Consider the following 25,532-nt stretch of genomic DNA (forward strand, 5'->3'; position numbering starts at 1 on the left):
GGGATGGCCAAACGAACCTTCGGCAACAAGCTCGGGCTGGGTTTCGGGCTGACCGTGGCCCTGACCCTGATCATGGGCGCGTCCTCGGTCGCCGCCCTCTCGATCGTCGTGACCTCCAAGGACGACGCGATCCGGGAGGCCGTCGACGACCTGGTCAGCGCCGAGCACCTGAGCACCAAGGCGGAGAGCCGGATCAGCGACTACCGCGGCTACCTGCTCAACGGCACCCAGGACTACCTGGACCTGACCAACCGCGACCGCGAGGACTTCCTCGCGCTGGTGGTGCAGTTGCGCGGCACCATCACCGAGCCGGGCACGCTCGCCCTGCTGGAGGCGGTGTCGGCCGCCGAGGCCGAACACTCGGCCGCCCTGCAGCCGGTCATCGAGCGACGCAGGACGATCAAGGACCTGACGGCGATCAGCAAGCTGAACACGATCGAGGTCACCCCGGCCCGGACCACGTTGCAGAACGCGATCGCCGCGCTGACCACCAAGGTCCGCACCGACGTGGAGCAGGCCCGCCGGGACTCCTCGGCGCGGGCCACCCAGGGCATCGTGCTGATCATCGTGCTGGGCCTGCTGGCGATGGGCTGCGGCGGCTACATCGCCTGGCGGCTCAACCGCGATCTGCGCCGCGAGGTCGGCGCCGCGGTCGGGCACATCCAGAGCTCGTCGGCGGAGCTCGAGGCCGCCGCGGCGCAGCAGGCCTCCGGCGGCCGCGACCAGGCCAGCGCGATGAACGAGATCACCACGACGATCAGCGAGCTGCTGATCACCTCGCGGCAGATCGCGGAGAGCGCCCAGCGGGTGTCCAAGATCGCCGAGGACACCGCGGATGCGGCGGCGACCGGTGACACCACGATCGACCAGACCCGGGCCTCCATCGCGGCCATCCGCGCGCAGGTGGACCAGATCGTCCAGCACATGCTGGCGCTGGGCGAGAAGTCGCAGCAGATCGGCGGCGTCGTGGACCTGGTCTCGGAACTGGCCGAGCAGACCAACATCCTCGCCATCAACGCGACCATCGAGGCCAGCGGGGCCGGCGAGTGGGGACGGCGGTTCGCCGTGGTGGCCGAGGAGATCCGCAAGCTCGCCGACCGCACCGCCGGGTCGGCCAAGGAGATCCGCGCGCTCATCGACGACGTCCGCGGCGCCGTCAACACCACGGTGATGGCCACCGAGATCGGCGCCAAGTCGGTGGATGCGGGATCGCGGCAGTTCGACGACGCCACCAGCTCCTTCCGGCGCATCGCCCAGCTCGTCGCCACCACCAACGACGCGACCCGCGAGATCGAACTGTCCACCAAGCAGCAGACCACGGCCGTCGAACAGGTCAACGTGGCCGCTTCCGACACCGCCCGGGTGACCCGGGAGACGGAGGCGAGCGCCGTGCAGACCCGGCAGACCGCTTCGCACCTGTCCAACCTCTCCGGCGACCTGCTCGACCTGGTCGGCACCGGTCGGCGCTGATGAGCCAGGATCCGCTGCGGTACTTCCGGATCGAGGCCCGCGAACTGGTCGACCAGATCAGCGCGGGCGTCCTCGACCTGGATCAGCAGCCCGGCCCGGACCTGGTGGCGCGGCTGCTGCGCTTCGCCCACACGCTCAAGGGCGCCGCCCGGGTGGTGCGGCAGCAGGAGATCGCCGACCGGGCGCACGCCTTCGAGGAAGTCCTGGTGCCGCACCGCAGTGGCGGCGAGCCGGTGCCCGCGGAGCAGATGCGGGAGCTGCTGCGCCTCAACGACGAGATCGAGGAGCGGGTCGCCGCCCTCGAGCCACCCAGCGCGGCACCGCCCGCTCCCCTGCGGTTCCCGCCGGGGATGACACCCGGCGGCCCGAGCCCGGCCGCCGGCACCCGGCCTGCCGCACAGCACGAGTCCGCGCCGGCCACCCGCAGCGCGAGCGCCGAGGCGGACGCCCGTCCCGCCGCGCCACCGGACACCGGTCCCACGCCGGATGAGCCGCCCGGCACCCGGCCTGCCGCATTGCACGAGTCCGTGCCGGCCGCCCGCAGCGCGACGGCCGACGTGGACGAGCTGCTCGACGCCGTCGGTGAGGCGCACGCCCGGTTCGCGCCGCTGCGGACCGGCGGGCAGTCGCTCGACCGGCTCACCCGCTCCGCCGAGGCGCTCGCCGACCAGCTGCGGGTCGGCCGGACCGCCGCGCACACCGACGCCGCCCGGGTCGTCGCCGCCCGGCTCGCCGCCGAACTCGGCGCGCTCAACCGGCGGATCACCGACACGGTCGAGCAGGTCGAGCGGGAGCTGGACGAGGTGCGTGGCCGGGCCGAACGGCTGCGGCTGGTGTCGGCCTCGACCATCTTCACCGCCCTGCACCGCGCGGTGCGCGACGCCGCCGACGCCCAGGACAAGCGGGTGCGGTTCGAGGGCCGGGGCGGGGACCTCCGCCTGGATCCGCAGGTGCTGACGCTGGCCGGCAACGCCCTGCTGCACGTCGTCCGCAACTCCGTCGCGCACGGCATCGAGGCCGACGCCGACCGGCTGGCGGCCGGCAAACCCGTCGAGGGCAAGGTCGTCGTCGCGGTCGAGCGGCGGGGACGGTTCGTGGCGTTCCGCTGTACGGACGACGGCCGCGGTTTTGACCTGGCCGCGGTGCGGCGTACCGCCGAGGAGCGGGGTCTGCTGATGCCCGGTGGCACCCCGCCCGACGAGCAGGCGCTGGTGGACCTGGTGCTGCGCGGCGGCATCAGCACCTCGCCGACGGTGACCGAGGTGTCCGGCCGCGGCATCGGCCTCGACGTCGCCCGGGACGTCGCCGACCAGCTCGGCGGCGAGGTGTCCGTGCGGACCGAGGCCGGCCGGGGCGTCGCCGTCGAGCTGGTGCTGCCGCTGGCCCTGATGTCGCTGCACGGGCTGATCGTGGAGGCGGCCGGCACCGTGGCCACGGTGCCGCTCGACGCCGTGCGCACCTGCGTACGGCTGCTGCCCGAGCAGGCCACGGCCGCGGCCGTCACCGGGAAGCTGGCGCACGACGGCGAGGCGATCCCGTTCCTGTCGCTGGCCCGGGCCCTGTACGCCGGCACGACGGTGCCGGAGGGCGGCGGGCCGACCGTCGCCGTCATCGTCGGTCTCGACGGCGAGGCGGTGGCCGTCGGCGTCGACCGGCTCGCCGGCACGTCCACCCTGGTCGTGCGGCCGCTGCCCGACCTGGCGCCCGCCGCCCCGGTCATCGGTGGCGTGTCGATGGACCTGGACGGCAACCCGCGGCTCGTGCTGGACGCCCAGGGGCTGGTGACGGAGACCCTGCGGCTCGGCGGGGGTGGCACCGCGCCCGTCGAGCCCGTACGCCGGCTGCCCATCCTCGTGGTCGACGACTCGCTGACCACCCGGATGCTCGAACGCAGCATCCTCGAATCGGCCGGGTACGAAGTGGACCTGGCCGCCTCGGGCGAGGAGGGCCTGGACCGGGCCCGCTCCCGCCGGTACGGGCTCTACCTCACCGACATCGACATGCCGGGGATCGACGGGTTCGCCTTCGTCGCCGAGACCCGGGCCGACCCGGAGCTGGCCGAGGTGCCCGCCATCCTGGTGAGCTCCCGGGCCAGCGCCGAGGACCGGCAGCGCGGCGTCGCGGTCGGCGCCAGCGCGTACGTGGTCAAGGGCGAGTTCAACCAGGAGGAGCTGCTCGCGCACATCCGCCGGCTGGTGCCGGCATGACCGGCGCCGGACGCCGTGGCCCGCGAGGACGGCGCGCATGATCCGCGTACTGGTGGTCGAGGACTCGGCGACGATGCGGCACGCCCTGCGCGAGGCCCTCGCCGCCGATCCCGACCTGCAGGTGGTGGGCGAGGCGCTGGACGGCGGGCAGGCCGTCGAGATGGTCGGGCGGCTGCGGCCCGACGTGATCACCATGGACATGATGCTGCCGACGATGAGCGGGCTGGTGGCCACCGAGCACATCATGGCCGAGTTCCCGACGCCGATCCTGGTGGTCTCCTCCGCCGACCGGCAGGAGCTCTTCAGCACCTACAACGCGCTCGCCGCCGGTGCCGTCGACGTGCTGGAGAAGCCGCGCGGCGACGACAGCGACGCCGGCTGGGGGCGGCGGCTGTGCTCGACCGTACGGCTGGTGTCGCGGATCCGCGTCATCACCCACCCGCGGGCCCGCCTCGACGGCCGCAACCGCGGCAGATCCACGCCGGCGCCTGTGGTCGGCCCCGTCCCGTTCACCAGCGACGAACGGCGGATCAAGGTGGTGGCGGTGGGCGCCTCGACCGGTGGCCCCGGCGCGCTGACCGAGCTGCTGCGGGCCCTGCCGGTCGGGTTCGCCACGCCCGTGCTGTGCGTGCAGCACATCGCCGCGAGCGAGCCGTTCGCCGTGGCGTTCTCCGACTGGCTCGCCGGGCAGACCGGGCGCAACGTCAGCTACGCCCGGGACGCGACACCGGTGAGCACGCTCTCCAACCAGATCCTGCTGGCCCCGCCCGACCGCCACCTGCTGGTCCGCGACGGCGCCCTGCGGCTCAGCGACGCGCCGCCCCGGCACTCCTGCCGGCCCTCGGTGGACGTGCTGTTCGAGTCGGTGGCCGCCGAGTACGGCCCGAACGCGGCCGGCTGCCTGCTGACCGGGATGGGCCGCGACGGGGCCGACGGCCTGCTGCAGATGCGGGCGCGGGGCGGGCAGACGTTCGCCCAGGACGAGACGAGCTGTGTCGTCTACGGCATGCCCCGGGAGGCGGCGCTGCTGGGTGCGGCCGCGTTCATCATGTCGCCGCCGCGGATCGCCGCGCATCTCGCCGGGATGTCCTCCGGCGCGGAGGCCCGGCGATGAGCCGACGGGACGACGTCGTGGCGCAGCCCGCCCAGCGCCACGAGCCACCGGCGCCCGGCTGGCGCATCCCGGAGCTGCCGACCGGTGAGCCGTACCCGGAGTGGACCGCCGACCGGCGCACCGTGCTGATCGTCGACGACAGTCTCACCGTACGGATGGATCTGCACGAGGCCTTCGAGGCCGACGGCTTCCGGTCCATCCTGTGCGCCGACGGCGCCGAGGCGCGGGCGGCGTTCAGCGGGGCGCACTTCGACGTCGCGGTGCTCGACGTGCTGCTGCCCGACGCCGACGGCGTCGAGCTGCTGCGGGAGTTGCGGGCCGACCCCCGGCGGGAGAGCACGGTGACCGTCCTGCTCTCCAGCGAGGCCGAGGTCGCCGACCGGCTGTACGGCCTGCGCACCGGCGCCGACGAGTACGTCGGGAAGCCCTACGACGCCGGGTACGTCGTCGCCCGGGCCCGGCAGCTGCTCGGCGACGATCCGTTCCGCGCCGACGACCGCACCACCGTGCTGGTCATCGACGACAGCCTGACGTTCCGGGAACGGCTGAGGGAGCTGCTCGAGCCCGAGGGGTACGCCGTCCTGACCGCCAACTCCGGCGAGGAGGGCCTGCGCACCGCCGCCGACCGCCGGCCGCAGGCGGTCATCGTGGACGGGGTCATGCCGGGCATCGACGGCGCGACGGTGATCCGGCGGTTACGGCTCGACCCCGCCCTGCGCGACATCCCGTGCCTGCTGATGACCGCGTCGGACGACTACGCGACCGAGGTGCAGATGCTGGAGGCGGGCGCCGACGCGTTCGTCCGCAAGCAGCAGGACCTGGCCGTGGTGCTGGCCAAGCTCGCCGCCGTGCTGCGGACCAGCGCCGCGCAACTGCCGATCGAGGTGACCGGGAGCCTGCACGGGCCGGGCAAGGTGCTCACCGTGACCGCCGACCGGCGCCGGCTGGGCGCGCTCGGCGACGCGCTGCGCGACGACGGCTACGACGTGGTGGCGGCCGGCACCGGCGACGACGCGCTGGACCTGCTCGCGGCGCAGCCGGTGGACTGCATCGTGCTGAGCACGGACGCCTCCGGCGCCGAGGCCCGGGAGATCTGCCGCCGGATCAAGGAGGTGCCACAGATCGGCGACACCCCGGTCATCATGACCGGCGACGACGACGAGGCGCTGCTGGACTGCCTGGCCGCGGGCGCCGACGACTACGTGCGCGCCGCCGACGGCGTCGAGACGTTGCGGGCGCACGTCCGGGGCCAGATCCGGCGCAAGCAGTCGCTCGACGAGAGCCGCCGGATCCGCGAGGAGCTGATGCGCCGCGAGCTCGACGCGGCCGGGGAACGGGCCGCCCGCCAGCTCGCCGAGACCCGGGCGGCGCTGGTCGAGGAGCTGGAGTGGCGCAACCGCGAGCTGGAGGCGTTCAGCGGGTCGGTCTCGCACGACCTGCGCGGGCCGCTGCAGATCATCAGCAGCTTCGCGGAGACCATCCTGGACGAGGACGAGGAACCGCTGAGCGCGCAGGTCCGGCACCGGGTGGAGCGCATCCACGCCGCCGCCGAGCGGATGGCCGACCTGGTGGAGTCGCTGCTGATCCTGGCCCGGGCCAGCCGCGGCGAGCTGCGCCGGCAACGCTTCGACCTGACCACGACGGTCTGGCAGGTGATCGGCGAGGTCGAGGCGCGCGAGCCCGGGCGGGCCATCCGCTTCACGGTGACCGAGGGGATGACCGCGGACGGCGACGAGGGCCTGGTCCGGGTCATCCTGGAAAACCTGATCAACAACGCCTGCAAGTTCACCCGGCGGGTGTCGCACGCGCTGATCGAGATCGGCTGGAGCGGGCCGGGCGACAACCCGAGGTACCACATCCGGGACAACGGGGCCGGCTTCCCGTCCGGCCAGTCGATCGAGCTGTTCCGGCCGTTCGCCCGGCTGCACGACGCCGCCGACTTCCCCGGCACGGGCATCGGCCTGACCACGGTGCACCGGGCGGTGGAACGGCACGGCGGCGAGATCCACGCCGAGGGCGAGGACGGGCACGGCGCGACGTTCTGGTTCACGCTCCCGCCCGTCCACCGTGGACCCGGCCGGGCCACCTGAGGACCGGCCGCACGGGCCGCCCGGGCGCGGGCCGGGTCAGATCAGGCCGAACCAGGGCAGGCACGGCTCCAGTCCGTCAACCGTCACGGTTCTGCCGTGGCCCGCGGTCTGCCAGGCCTCCGCGGTCAGCCGCAGGTGTTGCAGCTCCGCCACCCCGCCGCCCGGCACCGCGATCAGCCCGACCCCGTTGTCGGTGTAGCCGATCCGCCGGGAGACGCCGAGGGAGGCCGCGTTGCCCGCCACCGCCGAGGAGACCGCCGCCACCGCGCCGAGGTGGTCGAACGACAGGCCCAGCACCGCGGTGCGCATCGCCACCCCGAGCCCGCGCCCGCGCACCTCCGGCACCAGCCACGACGCCGAGTCGACCGTGCGGAGCACCGGGAAGTCGTCCCCCTCCAGCGTCTGCACCCCGATCAGTTCTCCCCGGTACGCGACCGCGAAGTGCAGCACCCACGACGACGGCGACCAGGTGCCGAGCGCCTTCCAGTAGCCCTGGTAGAACAGCCGGCGCTGGTTGTGCTCGTCGCTGAGGCCCGGGAAGAGCTCAAGCCGCGGGTCCTGCTCGAAGTCCGCGGGCAGGATCGCGGCCAGCGCGGGCAGGTCGGCCTCCCGGACCGGGCGCAGCGAGACCTCGCGGCAGCCCAGCCGCAGCCCGTGCAGGGGCCAGGTCGTCACGGCGCGAATCCCGCGTGCCGGATCACGTCGCCCCGGCACAGGTCGAGCGGCCGGGTGGTGTCGACGAGCCGCCACTGACCTCGATCAGCGTCTCTTTGGTCATCCACCGGGTGCAGCCGGTGGACGCTCCCGATGCGCCTACCATCGCAAGGATGATCGCGCGCATGTGGCGTGGCTGGGTCGCCACCGACCGGGCCGCCGAATACGTCGCCTACATCAAGGCCACCGGCATCGCCGCCTATCGCCGGACGCCCGGCAATCGGGACGCTCAGATGTGGACCCGGGACCTCACCGACGGGCGCACCGAGGTTGTCACGCTGAGCTGGTGGGAGTCGCTCGACGCCATTCGGGGGTTTGCGGGCCCGGACGTCACCCGGGCGGTCTTCTACCCCGAGGACGACGACTTCCTGCTCGACCGCGAGGAGACCGTCACCCATTACACCGTCGCCTGAAGGATCCGGCGCAGCCAGTCGATCCGGGCCGCGCGGGCCGCTCGGGACACCGCCGCCTCCGGGACCAGCGCTTCGAAGCCGTGGTAGCCGCCCGCCCACACGTGCAGGTCCGCGCGGCCGCCGGCGGCGCAGATGCGCTGGGCGAACGTGATGTCCTCAGTGAGGAAGAGGTCGGCCGTGCCCACGTCGATGAAGGCCGGCGGCAGGCCGGTCAGGTCGGTGGCCCGCGCCGGCGCCGCGTAGGGCGGGACGTCCGGGCCGCCGCGGGCCGCGCCGAGCAAGGCGGTCCAGCCGGTCAGGTTGGAGATCGAGCTCCAGGTCTCGTAGGGGCGGACCGGGGCGTGCACGTTCCGGTCGTCCAGCATCGGGCAGATCAGCATCAGCCCGGCCAGCTCCGGGCCGCCGCGGTCGCGGTGCAGCAGCGCCGTCGCCGCGGCCAGGCCGCCCCCGGCGCTCGCGCCCGCCAGCACCAGCCGGCCGTCGATCCCCAGCTCCTCCGCGTGCGCGAAGGACCAGGCCAGCGCGGCGTGGCAATCCTCGACCCCGGCGGGGTACGGGTGTTCCGGCGCGAGCCGGTATGCGACGGAGACGAGCACGACGCCGGCCTGCTCGACCCAGTCCAGCACCGCGGGCAGATCACTGCGCTCGTCCCCGGCGATCATCCCGCCGCCGTGCAGATAGACGACACCCGGCAACGGCCCCGCGGCGCCCGCCGGCCGGGCGACGAGGACACCGACCTCCCCCGCCTGCCTGCTCTCCAACGCGATCCGGCCGTCCCGCGCCAGCACCTCGTCGTCCGGCGCCAGCTCGGCACCGAGCGCGCGCCGGGCCGGCAACACCTCCAGCGTCAGCGGCCGCGGGCTCGCCGCCATGATCTCCGGCAGCGGAGCCCGCAACTCCGGATCCACCGCGTCCAACTCCCCACCGCCCACCGTGCCACCTCCATCCAACGCCGAGCCCTCGTCTGCGGCAGCGCCTCCCGGCAGCCGAAACGCGTCCGCCGGGCCGGCCCGAGAGCCCGACGCGACAGGTGAATCGTTACCGGCAAAGGGATCCGCGGGAAACTCGGTCACCCCGGCAACCTACCCGCCGGGTCCGACAAAAACCGGCGGTAGGCTCGCCCGGTGGAGGATCGGCGACCGGTCCGCGGCGTCATGTTCGATGCCGGCGGGGTCCTGACGCGACCCGTCGGCGGCCGCTGGAACCCCCGCTACGACTTCGAGCGCATCGTCGCAAAGCACCACCCACACCTGCGCACCGAGCTGTTCGAACGGGCCTTCACAGCCGGGCAGCGCTTCCTGGACGCCTCGACCGTCACCGCGGACCGCACGGCCTATCACCGGACCATCCTCACCGCGCTCGGCATCCCCAACCCGTCGGAGCGCCTGCTGACCGAGCTGGAGGCCCCCGCCGCCGGCCCCGTCATCGAGCTGTACCCCGACGTCCGCCCGGTGCTCGAGCAGCTCCGCCGGTGGGACGTCCGCATGTCGGTCGTCTCCGACAACTGGGCCGGCCTGGAGGCGACGTTCGCCGGCCTGGACGTCGGGCACTACTTCGCGGGCTTCGCGATCTCCGAGCTCCTCGGCTGCCGCAAGCCGGACCCGCGGATGTACGCCGAGGGCAGCCGGCTGCTCGGGCTGGAGCCGCGCGACTGCTTGTTCGTCGACGACGATCCCGAGCTCGTGGCGGCCGCCCTGCGCCTCGGCTATCGCGGGGTCACGCTCAACCGCGACACCGATGACCCCGCCGGGAGCGGCGTCACGCTCGACCGCGACGCCGATGACCCCGCCGGGAGCGGCGTCACGCTCGACCGCGACACCGATGACCCCGCAGCCGGCGGGGTCATCGGGTCGCTGCGTCAGGTGCTTTCCCTCAGCCGTCCGTGGCCAGCGCCGCGACCGGGCTCACCCGCGACGCCCGCCGGGCCGGCAGCACCCCCGCCACCGCCGTGAACACCACCAGCGCCGCGAACACCGCGGCCAGCTGCCACACCGGCAGCGTCAGCGGCGCGTTCACGCCGAGTGCCTTGATCGACAACCAGGCGTACGGCACCCCGAGCAGTAAGCCGATCGTCGCCCCGATGACGCCGTACAGGCTGGATTCCGCCGTCAGCATCGCGCGCAGGCCGCCGCGGGACAGGCCCACCGCGCGCAGCAGGCCGGACTCGCGGACCCGTTCCACCACCGACAGTGCCGTGGTCGTGCCCACGCCGACCACCGCGATCAGCACCGTCAGCCCGACCAGGCCGATCGCCACCGCGAGCACCGCGTCGATCGCCAGGTTGATCTCGTCGCGCTGGTCGGCCAGCACCTCGACCCCGACCCCGGGGCGGCCCTGGGTGAGCTGCTGCATGGCCTTCTGCCCGGCGGTACGGCCGTCCTCCCCGGGCCGCGCCGCGTCGGCCAGCAGCCCCGAGTACGTCGCCGGCGCCCCCAGCTTGCTCAGGTCACTCGCGTCCAGCAGCACGTACGACTGCAGCGGCCCGCTGTCCGGCAGCAGGGCCGCCACCTTGACCTGCAGCTGCTTCTTCCCCGCGGTCAGCGTGGTGGTGTCGCCGACCGCCAGCCCGCTCAGGTCCGTAGCGAAGCCGGAGATGGCGACCGCACCCGGCCCGACGCCGGCCAGCGAGCCCGCCGACACGTCGATCTTGTCCAGGGTGGGCAGTGCGGCCAGGTCCAGGTCGGTGGCCTGCAGCTGGGGCTCGGTGCCGCCGATCCGGACGTTGTCGAGCCGCCGGTAGCCGGTGACGTGGGCCAGGTCGGTGCTGGCCCGCGCCTGGTCGATCAGGCCGGCCGGCAGCCGCTCGCCGCCGTTGGCGGTGAGTTCGAAGTCGGCGGGCACCGCGGAGGCCAGTTCGCGGTCGACCAGCACCCGCACCGACGAGCCGGTCACCACGACCCCGGCGATCAGCGTGACGCCGAGCGCCACCACCACGGAGACCGCCGCGGCCCGCCGGGGCGCGCCGCCCACGCCGCCGACCGCGAGCCGGCCCACCGCGCCGAGCCGGCGCAGCGGCCAGCCGACGGCGGCCAGCACCGGGCGCACCAGCACCGGGCCCAGCGCCATCAGGGCGAAGAACGCCAGCGCCCCGGACAGGACCACGGTGAACAGCATCGGGCCCGGGTCGTAGTTCTTGGCGTCGCGGCCCGGCAGGTGCGTGATGACGTACCCGGCCGCGGCGCTCGCGCCCAGCAGGAGCAGCAGGCCGAACGCCCAGCGCAGCTTGCCGATGTCGCGGCGGCCGGCGGTGGTGCTCGCCGCGCGCAGCGCCTCCAGCGGGGCGACCTTCGCGGCCGAGAACGCCGGCGCCAGCACGGCCAGCACGGTGATCAGCACCGACAGCGCGACCACGCCGGCCGCGGGCAGCACGGGTACGCCGGGCGAGGACACCGCGAAGTCGAAGGCGCGCAGCACCGGCGGCAGGGCGTGGCCCACCGCCAGCGCGCCGAGCACCCCGGCCAGCCCGGCGACGAAGCCGGTCAGCGCGCCCTCCACCGCCAGCGCCCGGCGGATCGAGCCGCGGCCGGCGCCGACCGCCCGCAGCAGCGCGAGCTGGCGCATCCGCTGGGCGAAGACGATCCGGAACGTCGAGGTGGCCACCAGCCCGGCGGCGACGACCGCGATGGCCACGAACATCGCCACGACCGCGAACAGCTCGTTGAGGTCGGACGCCGCCGAGTTCGCCTCGTCGGTGCGCACCTCGGCGCCCGAACGTACCTCCGGCCGCTCGGCGCCCTCGGCCGGAGCGGGCATCGCCTGCACGGTCCGGTCCACCGCGGCCCGGACGGCCGCGGCGTCGGCGCCCGGCGCCAGGCGCAGGTCCACCCGCGCCATCGAGCCCCCGGTGCCGAGCCCGAGCACGGTGGCCGTCGGCGCGTATGCGGTGAACCCGTAGTCGCCGTTGCCCTCCGCCAGCCCGGTGACCGTGAGCCGCACCGGCTTGCCGGGTTTGCCGTCGTCGTCCCAGACGGTGAACAGCGACAGGGTCGTGCCGACCGGCAGGCCCATCCGGTCCGCCGTCCGCGGGCTGACCGCGATCTCCCCGCTCGCGGCCGGGAACCGGCCCTGGGTGACGCGGGTGACGGCGAGCGGGCCGCTGCCCGGGTCCGCCAGGATCGTGAGGTACTGGCCGCCGGTCTCGCCGGAGAACTCGGCCCGGCCGGCCGCGTCGGCGACGCCGGGCACGGCCCGCAGCTGCTCCAGCGCGGCGGGGGCGAGCGGGGCCGACCCGTCCACCACGAGGTCGACGGTGGCCGGGGTGCCGCTGAGCCCGTCCAGCACGCTGCGCTCGGTGATCTGCTGGGCCAGCACGGTGGCGTAGACCACGAAGGACGCGACGAGCATGGCCAGCCCGGTCAGCAGCAGCCGGGCCGGGCGCCGGGCGACGCCGGCGAGCTGGGTGCGCAGGACGTTCACCGGTGCGATCCCAGGTGCTGCAGGGCGTCGGCGATCGACGCGCGGTCGGGACGGTCCAGGTCGCCGGCCACCCGGCCGTCGGCCAGCAGCACGACCCGGTCGGCGTACGCGGCCGCGCCCGGGTCGTGGGTGACCATCACGATGGTCTGGCCCAGGTCGCGCACGGAGCCGCGCAGGAACGACAGCACCTCGGCGCCGGACCGGGAGTCGAGGTTGCCGGTCGGCTCGTCGGCGAAGACCACCTCGGGGCGGGAGACCAGTGCCCGGGCCAGCGCGACCCGCTGCTGCTGGCCGCCGGAGAGCTCGCTGGGCCGGTGGGTGAGCCGCCCGGCCAGCCCGAGCACGTCGGTCAGGTGGGCGAACAGACCACGCTCGGCCCGGGCGCCGGACAGGTCCAGCGGCAGCGTGATGTTCTGCGCGGCGGTGAGCTGCGGGAGCAGGTTGAAGGACTGGAAGACGAAGCCGATCCGCTCCCGGCGGACCCGGGTGAGGACCTTGTCGCTGAGCACCGTGAGGTCGGTGCCGCCGAGCAGCGCCCGGCCCGAGGTGGCCGTGTCGAGGCCGGCCAGGCAGTGCATCAGCGTGGACTTGCCGGAACCGGACGGCCCCATGATCGCGGTGAACTGGGCGCGGGCGAAGCCGACCGTCACACCGTCGAGGGCGCGGACGGCGGTCTCGCCGCTGCCGTACACCTTGACCAGGTCCACGGCGGCGACGGCGGTCATGCCGTCGGCCGGGCCGGCCGGCGGTGTCGTCGGCGCGGCGGCCGGGGACTGCGTTCTCATCAGGGTGCCTCCAGGGGTCGGCGAAACTGTGAGCAGCCTGATGGCCGGTGGGCACCCCGCACATCGGCCCGCAGCGGGGATCGCCGGGCGCGGCGGGTCTGTCTTTCGGCCGATGGAGGCGGGTTGAGCAGCGGTTACGCTGGGTCACGATGTTGACGCGACCCCAGATGATCCGCCGAGGCGGGCAGCTCACCACCCTGTTCGTGATGGGGGTGTTCGGGCTGGTCGACCTCGTCGCCGCGATGGAGAGCGGCGGGCCGCTGCTGGCCCTCGTCATGGTCGTCGGCGCGCTGGCGACGGCCGCGGTCTGGCTCCCCCCGCACCGGCAGGGCTCGGTACGGCTGCCGCGCGCCGCCATGGTGCTGGCCGGGTTCTCGCTGTTCCTGACCATCGGCCTGGGCGGCCTGTCCGCCGGGCTCGGCGGCAGCTTCGGCCTGGCCGAGACGGTCGGGCTGCTCGCGGTGCTGTTCGTGGTCTGCCGCCGGGCCGAGGTCCGGTGGGCGGTCGGCGCCGTGCTGCTGCTCGGCATGGCGATCGGCTTCATCCCGCTGCGGGCCGGCCTCAGCGCCGACTACGTGATCGCCGGCCTGGCCCTGGGCCTGGTCGCGACCGCGGTCATCGCGCTGGCGGTCTACCTGCGGATGATCGAGTCGACCCGGCTGCGGGCGATGGACTCGGTCCGCGCCGAGCAGCGCGCCGAGTTCGCCCGGGACCTGCACGACTTCATCGCCCACCACGTGACCGGCATCGTCGTGCAGGCGCAGGGCGCGCGGTTCATCGCCGAGCAGGACCCGAAGCGGGTGCTGCTGGCGCTGGAGCAGATCGAGGCGGCCGGCGCCGAGACGATGGCGTCGATGCGCCGGATGGTCGGGGTGCTGCGGGACCCGGACGCCCGGCCGGACGCGCCGCTCGCGCCGCTGGCCGGGGTGGACGAGCTGGGCCCGCTGCTGGAGCAGTTCAGCAACGCCGGGGACGTGCTCGCCCGGCTGCACGTGGACGGGAGCACCGTGGGGGTCCCGGTGGAGGTGTCCACGTCGGCGTACCGGGTGGTGATGGAGGCGCTGACCAACATCCGCCGGCACGCCAAGGACGCCCGGGTCGCCGACGTGTGGGTGCGCCGTACCCCGGACTGGTTGCTGGTCCGGGTGGCGAACGACGGCGCGCCGCCGCGCGCCGCGCTGCCGCGCGAGCAGCCGGGGTACGGTCTCGTGGGCCTGACCGAACGGGTCCGCGCGGTCGGCGGTCGCATCACCGCCGGGCCGGGCATCGACGGCGGCTGGGTCGTCGACGCGGCCCTGCCGCTCGACCAGGAGGTGACGCGGTGATCCGCGTGATGATCGCCGACGACCAGGCGATGGTACGGACCGGCTTCGGCATGATCATCGGTGCGCAGCCCGACATGGAGCTGATCGGCGAGGCCGCCGACGGCGTCGAGGCGGTGGCGATGGCCCGCCGGCTCAAGCCGGACGTCGCCCTCTTCGACATCCGGATGCCCCGGATGGACGGCCTGGAGGCGCTGCGGCTGCTGGCCGGCCCGGGCGTCGCGGACCCGATCAAGGTGGTCGTCGTGACGACCTTCGACCTCGACGAGTACGTGCACCAGGCGCTGCGCAACGGCGCGGCCGGCTTCCTGCTGAAGGACTCGGGCCCGGCGCTGCTGGTGGAGGCGGTGCGCGCGGCGGTCTCCGGGGACGCGCTGATCAGCCCGTCGATCACCGTACGGCTGCTGGAACACCTCTCCCCGCCGGCCCCGACCGGCGACGACGGCGGGCTGTCCCCGCGGGAGCTGGACGTGGTCAAGCTGGCCGCCCGCGGGCTGACCAACGCGGAGATCGCCACCCAGCTGTTCATCTCGGTGGGCACGGTCAAGACCCACCTGGGCAGCGTGCAGACCAAGCTCGGCGCCCGCAACCGGGTGGAGATCGCGGCCTGGGCCTGGGAGCGCCGGCTGGTCGGCTGAGCGGGCCTACGCCGCCGGGAGCGGGATCCAGTAGCGGCGCAGCCGGCCGATCTCGGTGTCGCGGATGTCCTCCAGCTCGCCGCCGTTGTGCTCGATGACGCGGCGCGAGCCCTCGTTGTCCACGGTGCAGGTGACCAGCACGCGGGGCAGGCCGAGCTTGGCGGCGTGCGGCAGGACCGCGCCCAGGGCGTACGACGCCAGGCCGCGGCGGCGCGCGGACGGCCGTACCCCGTAGCCGATGTGGCCGCCGGCCCGCAGCAGGAAGTCGTTGAGCTCGTGGCGCAGCGCGATCGCGCCGAGCACCTCGTCGTCCTCGACGATCCACCAGTACGTGCAGTGCACCAGCCCGGCCGGCAGCAGCGTGGCCGGGTCGCTCTCCCGCAGCAGCCGGCGCACCCAGGCGGCGAAGCCGTCCGCGCTGTCCACGTCGTCCTCGGGGCGCAGGCCCGCGCCGTCCTGGTGCACGCCGCGGCCCCAGTCGTCACGCGACCGCAGCCAGGAGCCGTGCAGCCGGGCGGTGGGGGCGATGAGATCAGCCATGTCCGCGACAGTATCGGGCGCGGCGGTCAGCCCGGCAGGGCGCCGGCGGCGTCGCCCGGCTCCAGCCGCTCCAGCAGGCGCCGGGCCACCGCGCCGAGCTGGTCCAGCTCCGCGGTGGACAGGGCGTCCAGGATCAGCGTACGGACGGCCTCGACGTGACCGGGCGCGCTGGTCAGCACCTTCTCCCAGCCGGCGTCGGTGAGCACCGCGTTGGTGTAGCGGCCGTCGGAGGGGCAGGCCCGGCGCTCGATCCAGCCGCGCGCCTCGAGGCGCTTGACCACGTGCGAGAGCCGGGAGAGCGAGCCGTTGGCCAGGGCCGCCAGGGCGCTCATCCGGCGGGTGCGCTCCGGCGCCTCGGAGAGGTTCGCGAGCACCAGGTATTCGAAGTGGCTCAGGCCCGAGTCCCGTTGCATCTGCGCGTCCAGGGCCGCGGGCAGTTTCAGGAGCAGGCCGCCCAGCGGGAGCCAGGCCCGCAGCTCATCGGTGCTGAGCCAGCGAGGGTCGTCGGTCACGGACCCCATCGTACCGCTGGTTTGAAGCTTCAAGCAGGGCCGAACGGCCTACGCCGCCAGGGTGAGCAGGCCTTGGATCTGCGCCTGGCGCCGGGTGGTCATCGTCTCGGCGAGCGCCTTGGCCGGCGGGTACTGCCCGCCGGTGGCCTCCATCCGGGCCACCTCGACGCAGTTGTGCAGGTGGCCCAGGAGCAGGCTCACCGCCGTACGGTCGAAGTCGGGCCCGCGGGCCGCGGCCAGCTCGGCGAGGTCGGCCGGGCGCAGCGAGTGCGGGTCGCCGTGGCCGGCGTGGGCGCCCGCGGACGGGTCCGCGGACGGCGGCTGCTGCCAGCCGGTCAGCCAGCGCTGCATGGTGCCGGCCTCGGTCTGCCACTGCCCGCCCAGCTCGGTGATCAGCGCGCGCACCCGGGGATCGGCCGACCGCCGCTCCGCCAGCTCGACGACCTGGTCGCCCTGGCGGATGTAGTCGAGGCTCATCTGCAGGAACATCACGTCGGTGGCGTTGAACGCGGGCGGCGGGGGCGCCGGGCCGGCCGCGCAGCCGGCCAGCGCGAGCAGCATCAGCAGGGCGGCGGCGAGACGGCGCACGGAACCCCCTCCGGTGGTGGTGCGGGCGGGTCCACGCCGGTGGCCGTGGACCCGCCCGCCGGGGTGACTAGATCCGGGACCAGAGGGCCGGCACGTTCGGCGGCTCCCAGCCGGCCAGCGCGGTGTGCGCCTGCCGGCAGCTGTACGAGGCGCCGCCATAGGTGACGACGTTGCCCACCGCGTACGCGGTGCCGGCCCGCCAGGTGCCACCGGCCGGCGGCTGGGTGGTGGGCGGCGTGGTGGGCTGGGTGGGCGGCGGAGTGGTCGGCGGCGGAGTGGTGGGCGGCGGAGTGGTGGGCGGCGGGGTGCCGCCACCGCCGCCGATGTTCACGTCCACGCAGGAGTAGAACGCGTTGATGGTGTCGGCGATGTTCCACCGGGCCAGCACGGTCTGCCGTCCGGTGAAGCCGCCCATGCTGACCGTGTGCGACTTGGTGGCGCCGGGCTGCGCGCCGCCGTCGTTGAACGAGGCCAGCCGGGTGCCGCCGATGAAGTACTCCCACGTGCTGGTGGAGTGCCGGGCGGTGAGCACCCAGTTGAACGTCACGGACGAGCCGACCGTGGTGGCCGGCCAGTTGCGGCTGTTGTCGTTGAGCACGGCGAAGCGGCTGCCGCCGCCGTTGCACTGCGTCGAGCCCTTGGGCGCCTCGACGCTCTGCGGCTCGTAGACGATGTCGCCGCAGTTGGCCACCGCGCCGCGGGCGCAGTTGGCCTGCCGGCTGGGCGGTGAGGAGATGTAACCGTGCGCCGAGGCCGGTGCCACGGCGACGAACAGTGAGGCGCCGACCGTGGCGACGGTCAGCAGCGGCAGGGTGGCTCTTCTTCTCATGAAGCGCTCCTCTTCATGGGGGCGGCAGGCCGGACTGGGGGACCCGGCCTGCCGCGGGCAGGATCGAGACCGCGCCGGAGCATCCCGGAGTGGATCGATATCGCCCGATGGATGGAAGCTCCGTCGGCGGTACGCCCAACTTAAGTTAAAGCTTGTTAACAGTAAATAGAGCTAACGAAGTTTTTCGATCCCTGCGGCACCGCGCCCCACCGATGGCGCGGTGTTTCGTCAGGTTCCGGCGCTTCCCGCCGATCAGTACGGAGTGCCGGACATCCACGACGTCATCGACCGCCGCGCGGTGACCTCCGTCTTCCAGCCCCTGGTCGAGATCGCCTCCGGCCGGGTGCTGGGCTACGAGGCGCTGAGCCGCGGCCCGGCCGGCACCCCCTGGGAGTCGCCGGTCGCACTGTTCGCGGCAGCCCGCGCGGCCGGGCGCGACAGCGAGCTCGACTGGGTGTGCCGGGCCTCGGCCTACCGGGCGGCGCTGGACGCCGGCCTGGAACTGACCCTGTTCGTCAACATGGAGCCCACCGCCTGGGGCACGCCCTGCCCGGACGACCTGGCGCCGGTGGTGGCCCTGGCGCAGCGCCGCCTGCGGGTGGTCACCGAGATGACCGAGCGGGCGATCGCGGCGAACCCGTCCGGGCTGCTCGCGGCGGCGGCCAGCTGCCGGGCGGCGGGCTGGGGCGTGGCCCTGGACGACGTGGGCGCGGAGCCGATGTCGCTGGCACTGATGCCGTTCGTGCAGCCGGACGTGGTGAAGCTCGACATGCAGCTGCTGCACGCCCCGGACCACCCGCACACCGCGCACGTGGTCGCGGCCGTCGCCGCGTACGCCGAGGCCAGTGGGGCCACCGTGCTGGCCGAGGGGATCGAGACCGCGGCGCACGAGAACATCGCCCGCACGATGGGCGCGACCGTGGGCCAGGGCTGGCTGTACGGGCGCCCCGGCCCCCTGCCCGCCGTCCCCGAGCCGGTGACGGGCCGGCTGGCCCTGCTGCCGCCGCCGGCCGTCGACCGGACCGCCGCGACCCCGTTCGAGATCGTCGCGGCGCACCGGCCGACCACGGTGACGAGCAAGGCCACGCTGATGCCGATGAGCAAGTACCTCGAGTCGCTGGCCCGCGACAGCCACCAGCCGCCCGTGCTGCTCGCCTGCTTCCAGGAGGCGCGGCACTTCACCGCGGCGACGGCACGCCGGTACACCGCGATCGCGCAGCGCAGCCCGCTGGTGGCCGCGCTCGGCATGGACCTGAGCGACGAGCCCGCGCCCGGCGTCCGGGGTGCGCACTTCGCGGCCGGCGACGCCCTGCGCGGCGAGTGGAACGTGCTGCTGGTCGGCCCGCACCAGGCGGCCGCGCTGGTCGCCCGCGACCTGGGCGACCAGGGGCCGGAGGCGGAACGGCGGTTCGAGTTCGCCACCACCTACGACCGCGCGCTGGTGGTCGCGGCGGCCCGCTCGCTGGTGCACTGGCTGGCGCCGACCGGGCCCCGCACGCTCCCGGACCTGCTGGCGATCTGACACCGTCGTCACGGTGTGCGGGCATTTGCCTGCGGTGCGCGGTTGCGGGGGTTTCCTAGCTTGCCCATGTGATCTTGTCGATGTCCCGCCGAGCCCTGACCACCGCTGTCGCCGCCCTCCTCGTCCTGCCCCTGGCGGCCTGCTCGCCCCCGACGGATCCGCCGTCACCACCCGGCGCCTCGGCCTCGACCTCGGTCTCGCCTGCCGGCTCCCCCGCCACGCCGACGGAGCACCGGGCCGCCCCGGTCAGCCGGCCCACCCCGCCGGTCAAGGGCAAGGGCTGGACCTCCGACGACATCCCGGTCTTCCCGCCGGCGCCGCCCGCACAGCCGATCGTGCTGCCGAAGTCGGCCGGGGTGCCGTACCTGTCGCGGATCCCGACCCGGCAGCCGGTCGCGTTCATCACCATCGACGACGGCTACCTCAAGTCGCCGGAGGCGCCCAAGCTGCTGGCGGCCGCCGGGGTCCCGGTCACGCTCTTCCTGACCACCGACGCGATCCGCGACGACGAGCCGTACTTCGAGCGGCTGCGGCAGCACGGCGCGGTGATCGAGGCGCACACGATCACCCACACCGAGCTGCGGGGCCGCCCGTACGCCCGCCAGCGCCACGAGATCTGCGGCTCGGCGGACCGGCTCGGCGCCCGCTACCAGCGCCGGCCGGTGCTGTTCCGGCCGCCGTTCGGCACCAAGGACGCCACCACGCTGCGGGCCGCCCGGGACTGCGGGATCAAGGCCGCTTTCATGTGGACCGAGACCGTCCACAAGGGAAAGGTCCGCTACCAGCAGGGCCGCCGGGTCAAGCCGGGCGACATCATCCTGATGCACTTCCGGCCCGCGTTCGTCAAGGACTTCCTGGCGGCGCTGCGGGCCATCCACCGGGCCGGGCTGACCCCGGCGTTGCTGGAGGAGTACATCCCGAGCTGATATACGACTGAACACTGCCTGGGAGCCCGGGACGCGGGCATAGTGACCCCAGGGAGATGGTCACTATGGGGTCGGGGCTGTTCCGTCTGTCCAAGGGCCGCCGCTGGCTGCGCGGGCACGTCAGGGTGGTCGTGACGCCCGGCGCGCGCACCACGGTCGTCACGCCCCGCGGGCCGGCCCCGGAGATCACCCTCTCCGTGCGCCGCCGCCCGGCGCCCAGCCGGGTGACCATCACCGAGGCGCCGTCATGACCGCCCACCTGCGCGCCTTCCTCGGCGCGGACGACGCGGCGCTGACCCACGAGCTCACCCACGGCGGGCCGATGGAATCCGTGCTGAGCGCGATCGGCCGGCCCCTGTCCGACCCGGCCCGGGGGGCGCTCGCCGCGGAGCTGGCCACGGCCACGGGCGGCCTGCTCGAGGAGGAGCTCGGCGCGATCCTGCTCTCCGGGCTGATGGGCTACCACCGCCTGATCGACGCCGCCCGGGAGACCGCCGCCGAGCCGGACGTGACCCGCCTGGTCGCGCTCGACGACCACCGCGTCGAGGTGGTCTCCGAGCCGCACCTCGACGTGCTCGTCGACCGCGAGCGCGTGTACGAGCTGCGGCTGACCCTGTGCGTGGCGTTCACCGTGCAGGGCCTGGCCGCCACTGTCCGGGCCGGCCGCCTGGCCCACGTGCGGATCGGGCGCTGCACGGCCGACGTCGAGCTGTCCTGGGCGCAGCGCACCCTGCTGCGCCGCAGCGACCTCGTCGACGCCCCGCTGATCATCCGGCTCGGCGGCGGGGTCCCGGTCCCCCGGGCCGCCGAGCCCGAGCACGCCCGCGGCACCGCCCGCGTCCGCCCGGCCCGGGCCTGACCGGTCGGCGCCCGGGCAGCCCCGGTCAGGAAGGCGCCTGGCTGGGCCGGTCCTGGGCGCGGCGCTGGAGGAACTCGTAGACGTCCTGGGCGTCGACACCCGGGAAGGTGCCCGGGGGCAGCGCCGCCAGCAGGTGCGAGTGCACCCGGGCGCTGGGCCAGGCCTGCCCGCCCCAGCGCTCGACCAGCTCCGCGGGCGGGCGCCGGCAGCAGGTCGGGTCCGGGCAGGTCGACACCGTACGGCGGGTGGTGTCGCCGCCGCGGAACCAGCGGGCGTGCTGGTACGGCGTGCCCACGGTCACCGAGAACTCCCCCGAGCGCGTCGACTCCACGTGCACCGTGCACCAGTACGTGCCCTTGCCGGTGTCGGTGAACTGGTAGAACGACGAGTACGGGTCGTCGGCGGCGAAGACCGTCCGGGAGGCCCACTTGCGGCACACCGGCTGGCCCTCGATCGCGCCGGTCACGTCGGTCGGGAAGCGCACGTCGTCGTTCTCGTACGCCTTGTAGACCGTGCCGCTCTCGTGCACCCGGGCGAAGTGCACCGGGATGCCGAAGTGGTGGGTCGCCAGGTTGGTGAAGCGGTGCGCCGCCGTCTCGTAGGACACCCCGAAGGCGTCCCGGAAGTCGTCGATGGCCAGCGCCCGGTCGGCCTTGGCGTCGCGCAGGAAGTCGGTGGCGAACTTCTCCGGCATCAGCAGCGCCGCCGCGAAGTAGTTGACCTCGACCCGCTGGCGCAGGAAGTCGCCGTAGTCGGCCGGGTCGTGGTGGCCGAGCACGAAGTGCCCGAGGGTCTGCAGCACCACCGCGCGCGGGTCGTGGCCCTTGCCGCTGGCCACCTGCGGCAGATAGATCTTGTGGTTGCGCAGGTCGGTCACCGAGCGGGCCGAGCCGGGCAGGTCGCTCACGTAGTGCAGCGAGAAGCCGAGGTGGGCGGCGATGTCCAGGATGCCGCGCTGGGACAGCGGCCCGGTGGTGTGCCGCACCGACTCCAGCACCTTGGCGGCGGCCAGCTCGATGTAGTCGAAGTAGTTGTCCCGCTCGCGCATCTCGATGCGCAGCTGCTGGTTGGCGCGCCGGGCCAGCTCGGGGGTGGCGCTCTGCTCGGTGAGCAGCCGGGTCAGCTCGGCGTGCAGCCCGATCAGCGACTCCAGCGCGTCGGCCGGCAGCCGCCGGCCACCGCGCACCATCGGCAGGCCGAGCGCCTGGTAGGCGGGCTCCCGCTGGAAATGGGCCAGCTCGATCTCCAGCCCGGCGCGCCGGCTCGGCGCCTCCGGTCGCAGCAGGTCCTGCATCGGTACGCCCAGCGCGCCCGCGATGGCCTGCAGCACGCTGAGCTTGGGCTCGCGTTTGCCGTTCTCGATCAGCGAGAGCTGCGAGGGTGCCCGCCCGACCGCCGCGCTGAGCTGGTCGAGCGTCAGGCCCTTGACCCGGCGCTGGTGCCGGAGGCGCTGGCCGAGGGTCACGAGATCAACATCCTCCGGCGGGTTGACATTCAGTTTTCCGCCGCGGGTCAGTTCGGAAGCGGTCACGGCTTTTGACGGTAGCAGAATATTCGCGTTTCTTCTGCTCACATTTGCCTGGAGAAGACCTTGCGCACTCCGTGAGAGTGAAGTTCTGCCACCGCAGCACCACAGCGCAAAAGCACGGAAGGGCAATCACATGACTGATCAGCTGACCGAAGTCAGGGGCGGTACCGCCGCGGACCTCACTCGGGCGTGGGCCGGCGATCCCCGTTGGCTGGGCGTGGCCCGCAGTTACACGGCGCACGACGTCGTCAAGCTGCGCGGCAGCGTTCAGGAGCAGCACACCCTGGCCGAGCGGGGCGCCCGCCGGCTGTGGGAGCTGCTGCACGACGAGGAATACATCAACGCGCTCGGCGCCATGACCGGCGGCCAGGCCGTGCAGCAGGTGCGGGCCGGGCTCAAGGCGATCTACCTGTCCGGCTGGCAGGTGGCGGCCGACGCGAACCTGTCCGGGCACACGTACCCGGACCAGAGCCTCTACCCGGCGAACTCGGTGCCGGCGGTGGTGCGCCGGATCAACAACGCGCTGCTGCGGGCCGACCAGATCGACACGGCGGCCGGCCGGCACGAGCGGGACTGGATGGCCCCGATCGTCGCCGACGCGGAAGCCGGCTTCGGCGGGCCGCTGAACGCGTTCGAGCTGATGAAGGCCATGATCGTCGCGGGCGCCGCGGGCGTGCACTGGGAGGACCAGCTGGCCTCGGAGAAGAAGTGCGGCCACCTCGGTGGCAAGGTGCTGATCCCGACCGCCCAGCACATCCGCACCCTGAACGCCGCCCGCCTCGCCGCGGACGTGGCCGGGGTGCCCAGCCTGATCATCGCCCGCACCGACGCGCTGGCGGCCGACCTGATCACCACCGACGTGGACGAGCGGGACAAGCCCTTCCTCACCGGCGAGCGTACGGCCGAGGGCTTCTTCCGGGTGCGCAGCGGCCCGGACGCCGCGATCGCCCGCGGTGTCGCCTACGCCGAGTACGCCGACCTGATCTGGTGCGAGACCGGCAAGCCCGACCTGGAGTTCGCCCGCTCGTTCGCCGAGGCCGTGCACAAGGTGCACCCGGACAAGATGCTGGCGTACAACTGCTCGCCGTCGTTCAACTGGAAGCGCAACCTGGACGACGCCACCATCGCCCGGTTCCAGAAGGAGCTCGGCGCGATGGGCTACAAGTTCCAGTTCGTCACGCTGGCCGGCTTCCACGCCCTCAACCACTCGATGTTCGAGCTCTCCAAGGGCTACGCGACCGAGGGCATGAGCGCGTACGTGCGGCTGCAGGAGGCCGAGTTCGCGGCCGAGGCGCACGGATACACCGCGACCAAGCACCAGGCCGAGGTCGGCACCGGCTACTTCGACGCCGTCTCCACCGCGCTGAACCCCGAGAGCTCCACCACCGCGCTGTCCGGCTCGACCGAAGCGGAGCAGTTCTGATGGAACCTGTCACCGTCGCCCCGTCCGACCACCCCGACATCCTGACCCCCGAGGCGATCGCTTTCGTCGTGGCGCTGGACCGAGAGTTCGGCGCGCGACGGGTCCAGCTGCTCGACCGGCGCCGGCGCCGCCGCGCCACCCGGACGACCGAGCTGGACTTCCTGGAGTCGACCAGGCAGATCCGGATCGACGGCACCTGGACCGTGGCGCCGCCGGCCGAGGACCTGATGGACCGGCGGGTGGAGATCACCGGGCCGCCCGAGCGCAAGATGACGATCAACGCGCTCAACTCCGGCGCCAAGGTCTGGATGGCCGACTTCGAGGACGCCACCTCGCCGACCTGGGAGAACGTCGTCTCGGGCCAGCGCAACCTGCGGGACGCGCTGGACGGCAAGCTGGACTTCACCGCGCCGGACGGCCGCGAGTACAAGGTCGGCACCGACCTGCCGACGATCATGGTGCGGCCGCGCGGCTGGCACCTGCCGGAGTGCCACGTGCGGATCGGCGGCCGGGCGGTCTCCGCCTCGCTGTTCGACTTCGGGCTGTACCTGTTCCACTGTGGCCGCAAGCAGATCGACCGCGGCAGCGGCCCGTACTTCTACCTGCCGAAGCTGGAGAGCCACCTCGAGGCTCGGCTGTGGAACGACGTGTTCGTCTACGCCCAGCAGCTGCTGGGCATCCCGCGCGGCACCATCCGGGCGACGGTGCTGATCGAGACGATCACGGCGGCCTTCGAGATGGAGGAGATCCTGTACGAGCTGCGCGAGCACTCGGCGGGACTCAACGCGGGCCGCTGGGACTACCTGTTCAGCATGATCAAGAACCGGCCGGACGTGGTGCTGCCGGAGCGCTCGCAGGTGACGATGACGGCGCCGTTCATGCGGGCGTACACGGAGCTGCTGGTCAAGACGTGTCACAAGCGCGGCGCCCACGCGATCGGCGGGATGGCCGCGGTCGTGCCCAGCCGCGACCCGGTGGCCGCCAAGCGCGCGCTCAACCAGGTCCGCCAGGACAAGCGGCGCGAGGTCGGCGACGGCTTCGACGGCTCCTGGGTGGCCCACCCGGGCCTGGTGGAGACCTGCCGGGAGGTCTTCGACCAGTGGCTCGGCTTCGAGCCGCACCAGATCGTGCGCAAGCGCGAGGACGTGCGGGTCACCGCCAAGGAGCTGCTGGACGTGAAGTCCAGCGCGGTCACGGTCAGCGAGGTCGCGCTGCGCACCAACGTCAGCGTGGCGCTGCGGTACGTCGCGGCGTGGCTGGGCGGGCGCGGCGCGGTGGCGCTCGGCGGGCTGATGGAGGACGCGGCGACCGCGGAGATCTGCCGCACCCAGCTGTGGCAGTGGATCTCGACGGGCACCCCGACCGACTACGGCGTGCCGGTGACCGGCGGCCTGGTGACCCGGATGCTGCGCGAGGAGCTCGACGTGCTCGCCGAGACCGGCGCCCTGGACGAGGAGTCGGCCCGGTGCTTCGGCCAGGCGCGGACGCTGCTGACGGTGCTGCTCACCGAGCGCACCTGCCCGGAATTTTTCACTCTGCCCGCGTACCTGCGGCACATGACCGGCGGTTGTGTGACGCCGGCGGCGACAGTTCCGGCCTGACTGGGAGCAACGGGCACGGCCCGGTGGCGATGCGC

23 protein-coding genes are annotated in these 25,532 nt (G+C 73.7%); 14 read left to right on the forward strand and 9 right to left on the reverse strand.

Annotation, left to right across the window (positions count from 1 at the left end; all coding sequences use genetic code 11):
- Positions 1–3: 3 nt before the first annotated feature.
- Genes ACIBQZ_RS04305 through ACIBQZ_RS04320 form a run of 4 tightly spaced genes read left to right on the forward strand, consistent with a single transcriptional unit; the run spans position 4 to position 6,881 of the window.
- Positions 4–1,470, forward strand: coding sequence for a methyl-accepting chemotaxis protein (locus tag ACIBQZ_RS04305; protein ID WP_396087008.1), 1,467 nt, complete (start codon positions 4–6; stop codon positions 1,468–1,470).
- The gene (locus ACIBQZ_RS04310; protein WP_396087009.1) at positions 1,470–3,677 is read left to right on the forward strand and encodes a response regulator; all 2,208 of its coding nucleotides are present in this window, start codon (positions 1,470–1,472) and stop codon (positions 3,675–3,677) included. The genes ACIBQZ_RS04305 and ACIBQZ_RS04310 overlap by 1 nt, the downstream gene beginning before the upstream one ends.
- Positions 3,678–3,714: 37 nt before the next feature.
- Positions 3,715–4,791: a chemotaxis-specific protein-glutamate methyltransferase CheB gene (gene cheB / locus ACIBQZ_RS04315; protein ID WP_396087010.1), complete on the forward strand. Its 1,077-nt coding sequence runs from the start codon at positions 3,715–3,717 to the stop codon at positions 4,789–4,791.
- On the forward strand, positions 4,788–6,881 hold the full coding sequence (locus ACIBQZ_RS04320) for a response regulator (RefSeq protein ID WP_396087011.1): 2,094 nt from the start codon (positions 4,788–4,790) through the stop codon (positions 6,879–6,881). The genes cheB and ACIBQZ_RS04320 overlap by 4 nt, the downstream gene beginning before the upstream one ends.
- 36 nt (positions 6,882–6,917) lie before the next feature.
- Here the strand turns inward: ACIBQZ_RS04320 and ACIBQZ_RS04325 are convergent, their stop codons facing one another.
- Positions 6,918–7,556 (reverse strand): GNAT family N-acetyltransferase, encoded by a 639-nt coding sequence (locus ACIBQZ_RS04325; RefSeq protein WP_396087012.1) that lies wholly within the window; start codon positions 7,554–7,556, stop codon positions 6,918–6,920.
- 152 nt (positions 7,557–7,708) lie between these two features.
- Between ACIBQZ_RS04325 and ACIBQZ_RS04330 the strand changes: the two genes are divergently transcribed.
- The gene (locus ACIBQZ_RS04330) at positions 7,709–8,008 is read left to right on the forward strand and encodes an antibiotic biosynthesis monooxygenase family protein (protein WP_396087013.1); all 300 of its coding nucleotides are present in this window, start codon (positions 7,709–7,711) and stop codon (positions 8,006–8,008) included.
- Here the strand turns inward: ACIBQZ_RS04330 and ACIBQZ_RS04335 are convergent.
- Positions 7,993–8,940: an alpha/beta hydrolase gene (locus ACIBQZ_RS04335; protein WP_396087014.1), complete on the reverse strand. Its 948-nt coding sequence runs from the start codon at positions 8,938–8,940 to the stop codon at positions 7,993–7,995. The genes ACIBQZ_RS04330 and ACIBQZ_RS04335 overlap by 16 nt on opposite strands.
- A 192-nt stretch (positions 8,941–9,132) precedes the next feature.
- Here ACIBQZ_RS04335 and ACIBQZ_RS04340 point away from each other — a divergent pair, with 192 nt between their 5' ends.
- The gene (locus tag ACIBQZ_RS04340) at positions 9,133–9,960 is read left to right on the forward strand and encodes an HAD family hydrolase (protein ID WP_396087015.1); all 828 of its coding nucleotides are present in this window, start codon (positions 9,133–9,135) and stop codon (positions 9,958–9,960) included.
- Here ACIBQZ_RS04340 and ACIBQZ_RS04345 read toward each other — a convergent pair.
- Positions 9,881–12,424, reverse strand: coding sequence for an ABC transporter permease (locus tag ACIBQZ_RS04345; protein ID WP_396087016.1), 2,544 nt, complete (start codon positions 12,422–12,424; stop codon positions 9,881–9,883). The genes ACIBQZ_RS04340 and ACIBQZ_RS04345 overlap by 80 nt on opposite strands.
- Positions 12,421–13,209 (reverse strand): ABC transporter ATP-binding protein, encoded by a 789-nt coding sequence (locus tag ACIBQZ_RS04350; protein ID WP_396087017.1) that lies wholly within the window; start codon positions 13,207–13,209, stop codon positions 12,421–12,423. The genes ACIBQZ_RS04345 and ACIBQZ_RS04350 overlap by 4 nt, the downstream gene beginning before the upstream one ends.
- 149 nt (positions 13,210–13,358) lie before the next feature.
- Here ACIBQZ_RS04350 and ACIBQZ_RS04355 point away from each other — a divergent pair, with 149 nt between their 5' ends.
- Together ACIBQZ_RS04355 and ACIBQZ_RS04360 are read left to right on the forward strand one after the other, a co-directional pair.
- Positions 13,359–14,534, forward strand: coding sequence for a sensor histidine kinase (locus tag ACIBQZ_RS04355; protein ID WP_396087018.1), 1,176 nt, complete (start codon positions 13,359–13,361; stop codon positions 14,532–14,534).
- Positions 14,531–15,169, forward strand: a complete 639-nt coding sequence (locus ACIBQZ_RS04360; protein ID WP_396087019.1) for a response regulator — start codon at positions 14,531–14,533, stop codon at positions 15,167–15,169. Before ACIBQZ_RS04355 ends, ACIBQZ_RS04360 begins: the two co-directional genes overlap by 4 nt.
- 6 nt (positions 15,170–15,175) lie before the next feature.
- Here the strand turns inward: ACIBQZ_RS04360 and ACIBQZ_RS04365 are convergent, their stop codons facing one another.
- The 4 genes from ACIBQZ_RS04365 to ACIBQZ_RS04380 form a co-directional block, all read right to left on the reverse strand.
- Positions 15,176–15,709 (reverse strand): GNAT family N-acetyltransferase, encoded by a 534-nt coding sequence (locus tag ACIBQZ_RS04365; protein WP_396087020.1) that lies wholly within the window; start codon positions 15,707–15,709, stop codon positions 15,176–15,178.
- A gap of 26 nt (positions 15,710–15,735) precedes the next feature.
- On the reverse strand, positions 15,736–16,221 hold the full coding sequence (locus tag ACIBQZ_RS04370) for a MarR family winged helix-turn-helix transcriptional regulator (RefSeq protein ID WP_396087021.1): 486 nt from the start codon (positions 16,219–16,221) through the stop codon (positions 15,736–15,738).
- 48 nt (positions 16,222–16,269) lie between these two features.
- A complete protein-coding gene (locus ACIBQZ_RS04375) occupies positions 16,270–16,809 on the reverse strand; it encodes a DUF305 domain-containing protein (RefSeq protein WP_396087022.1) in 540 nt (179 codons plus the stop codon).
- Positions 16,810–16,876: 67 nt separating this feature from the next.
- Positions 16,877–17,638, reverse strand: coding sequence for a lytic polysaccharide monooxygenase (locus tag ACIBQZ_RS04380; RefSeq protein ID WP_396087023.1), 762 nt, complete (start codon positions 17,636–17,638; stop codon positions 16,877–16,879).
- Between the two features lie 220 nt (positions 17,639–17,858).
- Here ACIBQZ_RS04380 and ACIBQZ_RS04385 point away from each other — a divergent pair, with 220 nt between their 5' ends.
- From ACIBQZ_RS04385 to ACIBQZ_RS04400, 4 genes are all read left to right on the forward strand, one after another.
- The gene (locus ACIBQZ_RS04385) at positions 17,859–19,160 is read left to right on the forward strand and encodes an EAL domain-containing protein (RefSeq protein WP_396087024.1); all 1,302 of its coding nucleotides are present in this window, start codon (positions 17,859–17,861) and stop codon (positions 19,158–19,160) included.
- A gap of 80 nt (positions 19,161–19,240) precedes the next feature.
- A complete protein-coding gene (locus ACIBQZ_RS04390) occupies positions 19,241–20,086 on the forward strand; it encodes a polysaccharide deacetylase family protein (protein ID WP_396087025.1) in 846 nt (281 codons plus the stop codon).
- A gap of 56 nt (positions 20,087–20,142) precedes the next feature.
- Positions 20,143–20,337, forward strand: a complete 195-nt coding sequence (locus ACIBQZ_RS04395; RefSeq protein ID WP_396087026.1) for a hypothetical protein — start codon at positions 20,143–20,145, stop codon at positions 20,335–20,337.
- Positions 20,334–20,945, forward strand: a complete 612-nt coding sequence (locus tag ACIBQZ_RS04400; RefSeq protein ID WP_396087027.1) for a hypothetical protein — start codon at positions 20,334–20,336, stop codon at positions 20,943–20,945. The genes ACIBQZ_RS04395 and ACIBQZ_RS04400 overlap by 4 nt, the downstream gene beginning before the upstream one ends.
- A gap of 25 nt (positions 20,946–20,970) precedes the next feature.
- On the opposite strand, the gene ACIBQZ_RS04405 is transcribed toward ACIBQZ_RS04400, so the two are convergent.
- Positions 20,971–22,476, reverse strand: a complete 1,506-nt coding sequence (locus ACIBQZ_RS04405; protein WP_396087028.1) for a helix-turn-helix domain-containing protein — start codon at positions 22,474–22,476, stop codon at positions 20,971–20,973.
- A 130-nt stretch (positions 22,477–22,606) separates the two neighbouring features.
- Here ACIBQZ_RS04405 and aceA point away from each other — a divergent pair, with 130 nt between their 5' ends.
- Together aceA and aceB are read left to right on the forward strand one after the other, a co-directional pair.
- Positions 22,607–23,896 carry an isocitrate lyase gene (gene aceA, locus ACIBQZ_RS04410; protein WP_396087029.1) on the forward strand — a complete coding sequence of 430 codons (1,290 nt, stop codon included), beginning with the start codon at positions 22,607–22,609 and terminating at the stop codon, positions 23,894–23,896.
- On the forward strand, positions 23,896–25,497 hold the full coding sequence (gene aceB, locus ACIBQZ_RS04415) for a malate synthase A (RefSeq protein ID WP_396087030.1): 1,602 nt from the start codon (positions 23,896–23,898) through the stop codon (positions 25,495–25,497). The genes aceA and aceB overlap by 1 nt, the downstream gene beginning before the upstream one ends.
- Positions 25,498–25,532: the final 35 nt, after the last annotated feature.

The sequence above is a fragment of the Actinoplanes sp. NPDC049599 genome (assembly GCF_044465625.1).
GTDB lineage: Bacteria > Actinomycetota > Actinomycetes > Mycobacteriales > Micromonosporaceae > Actinoplanes.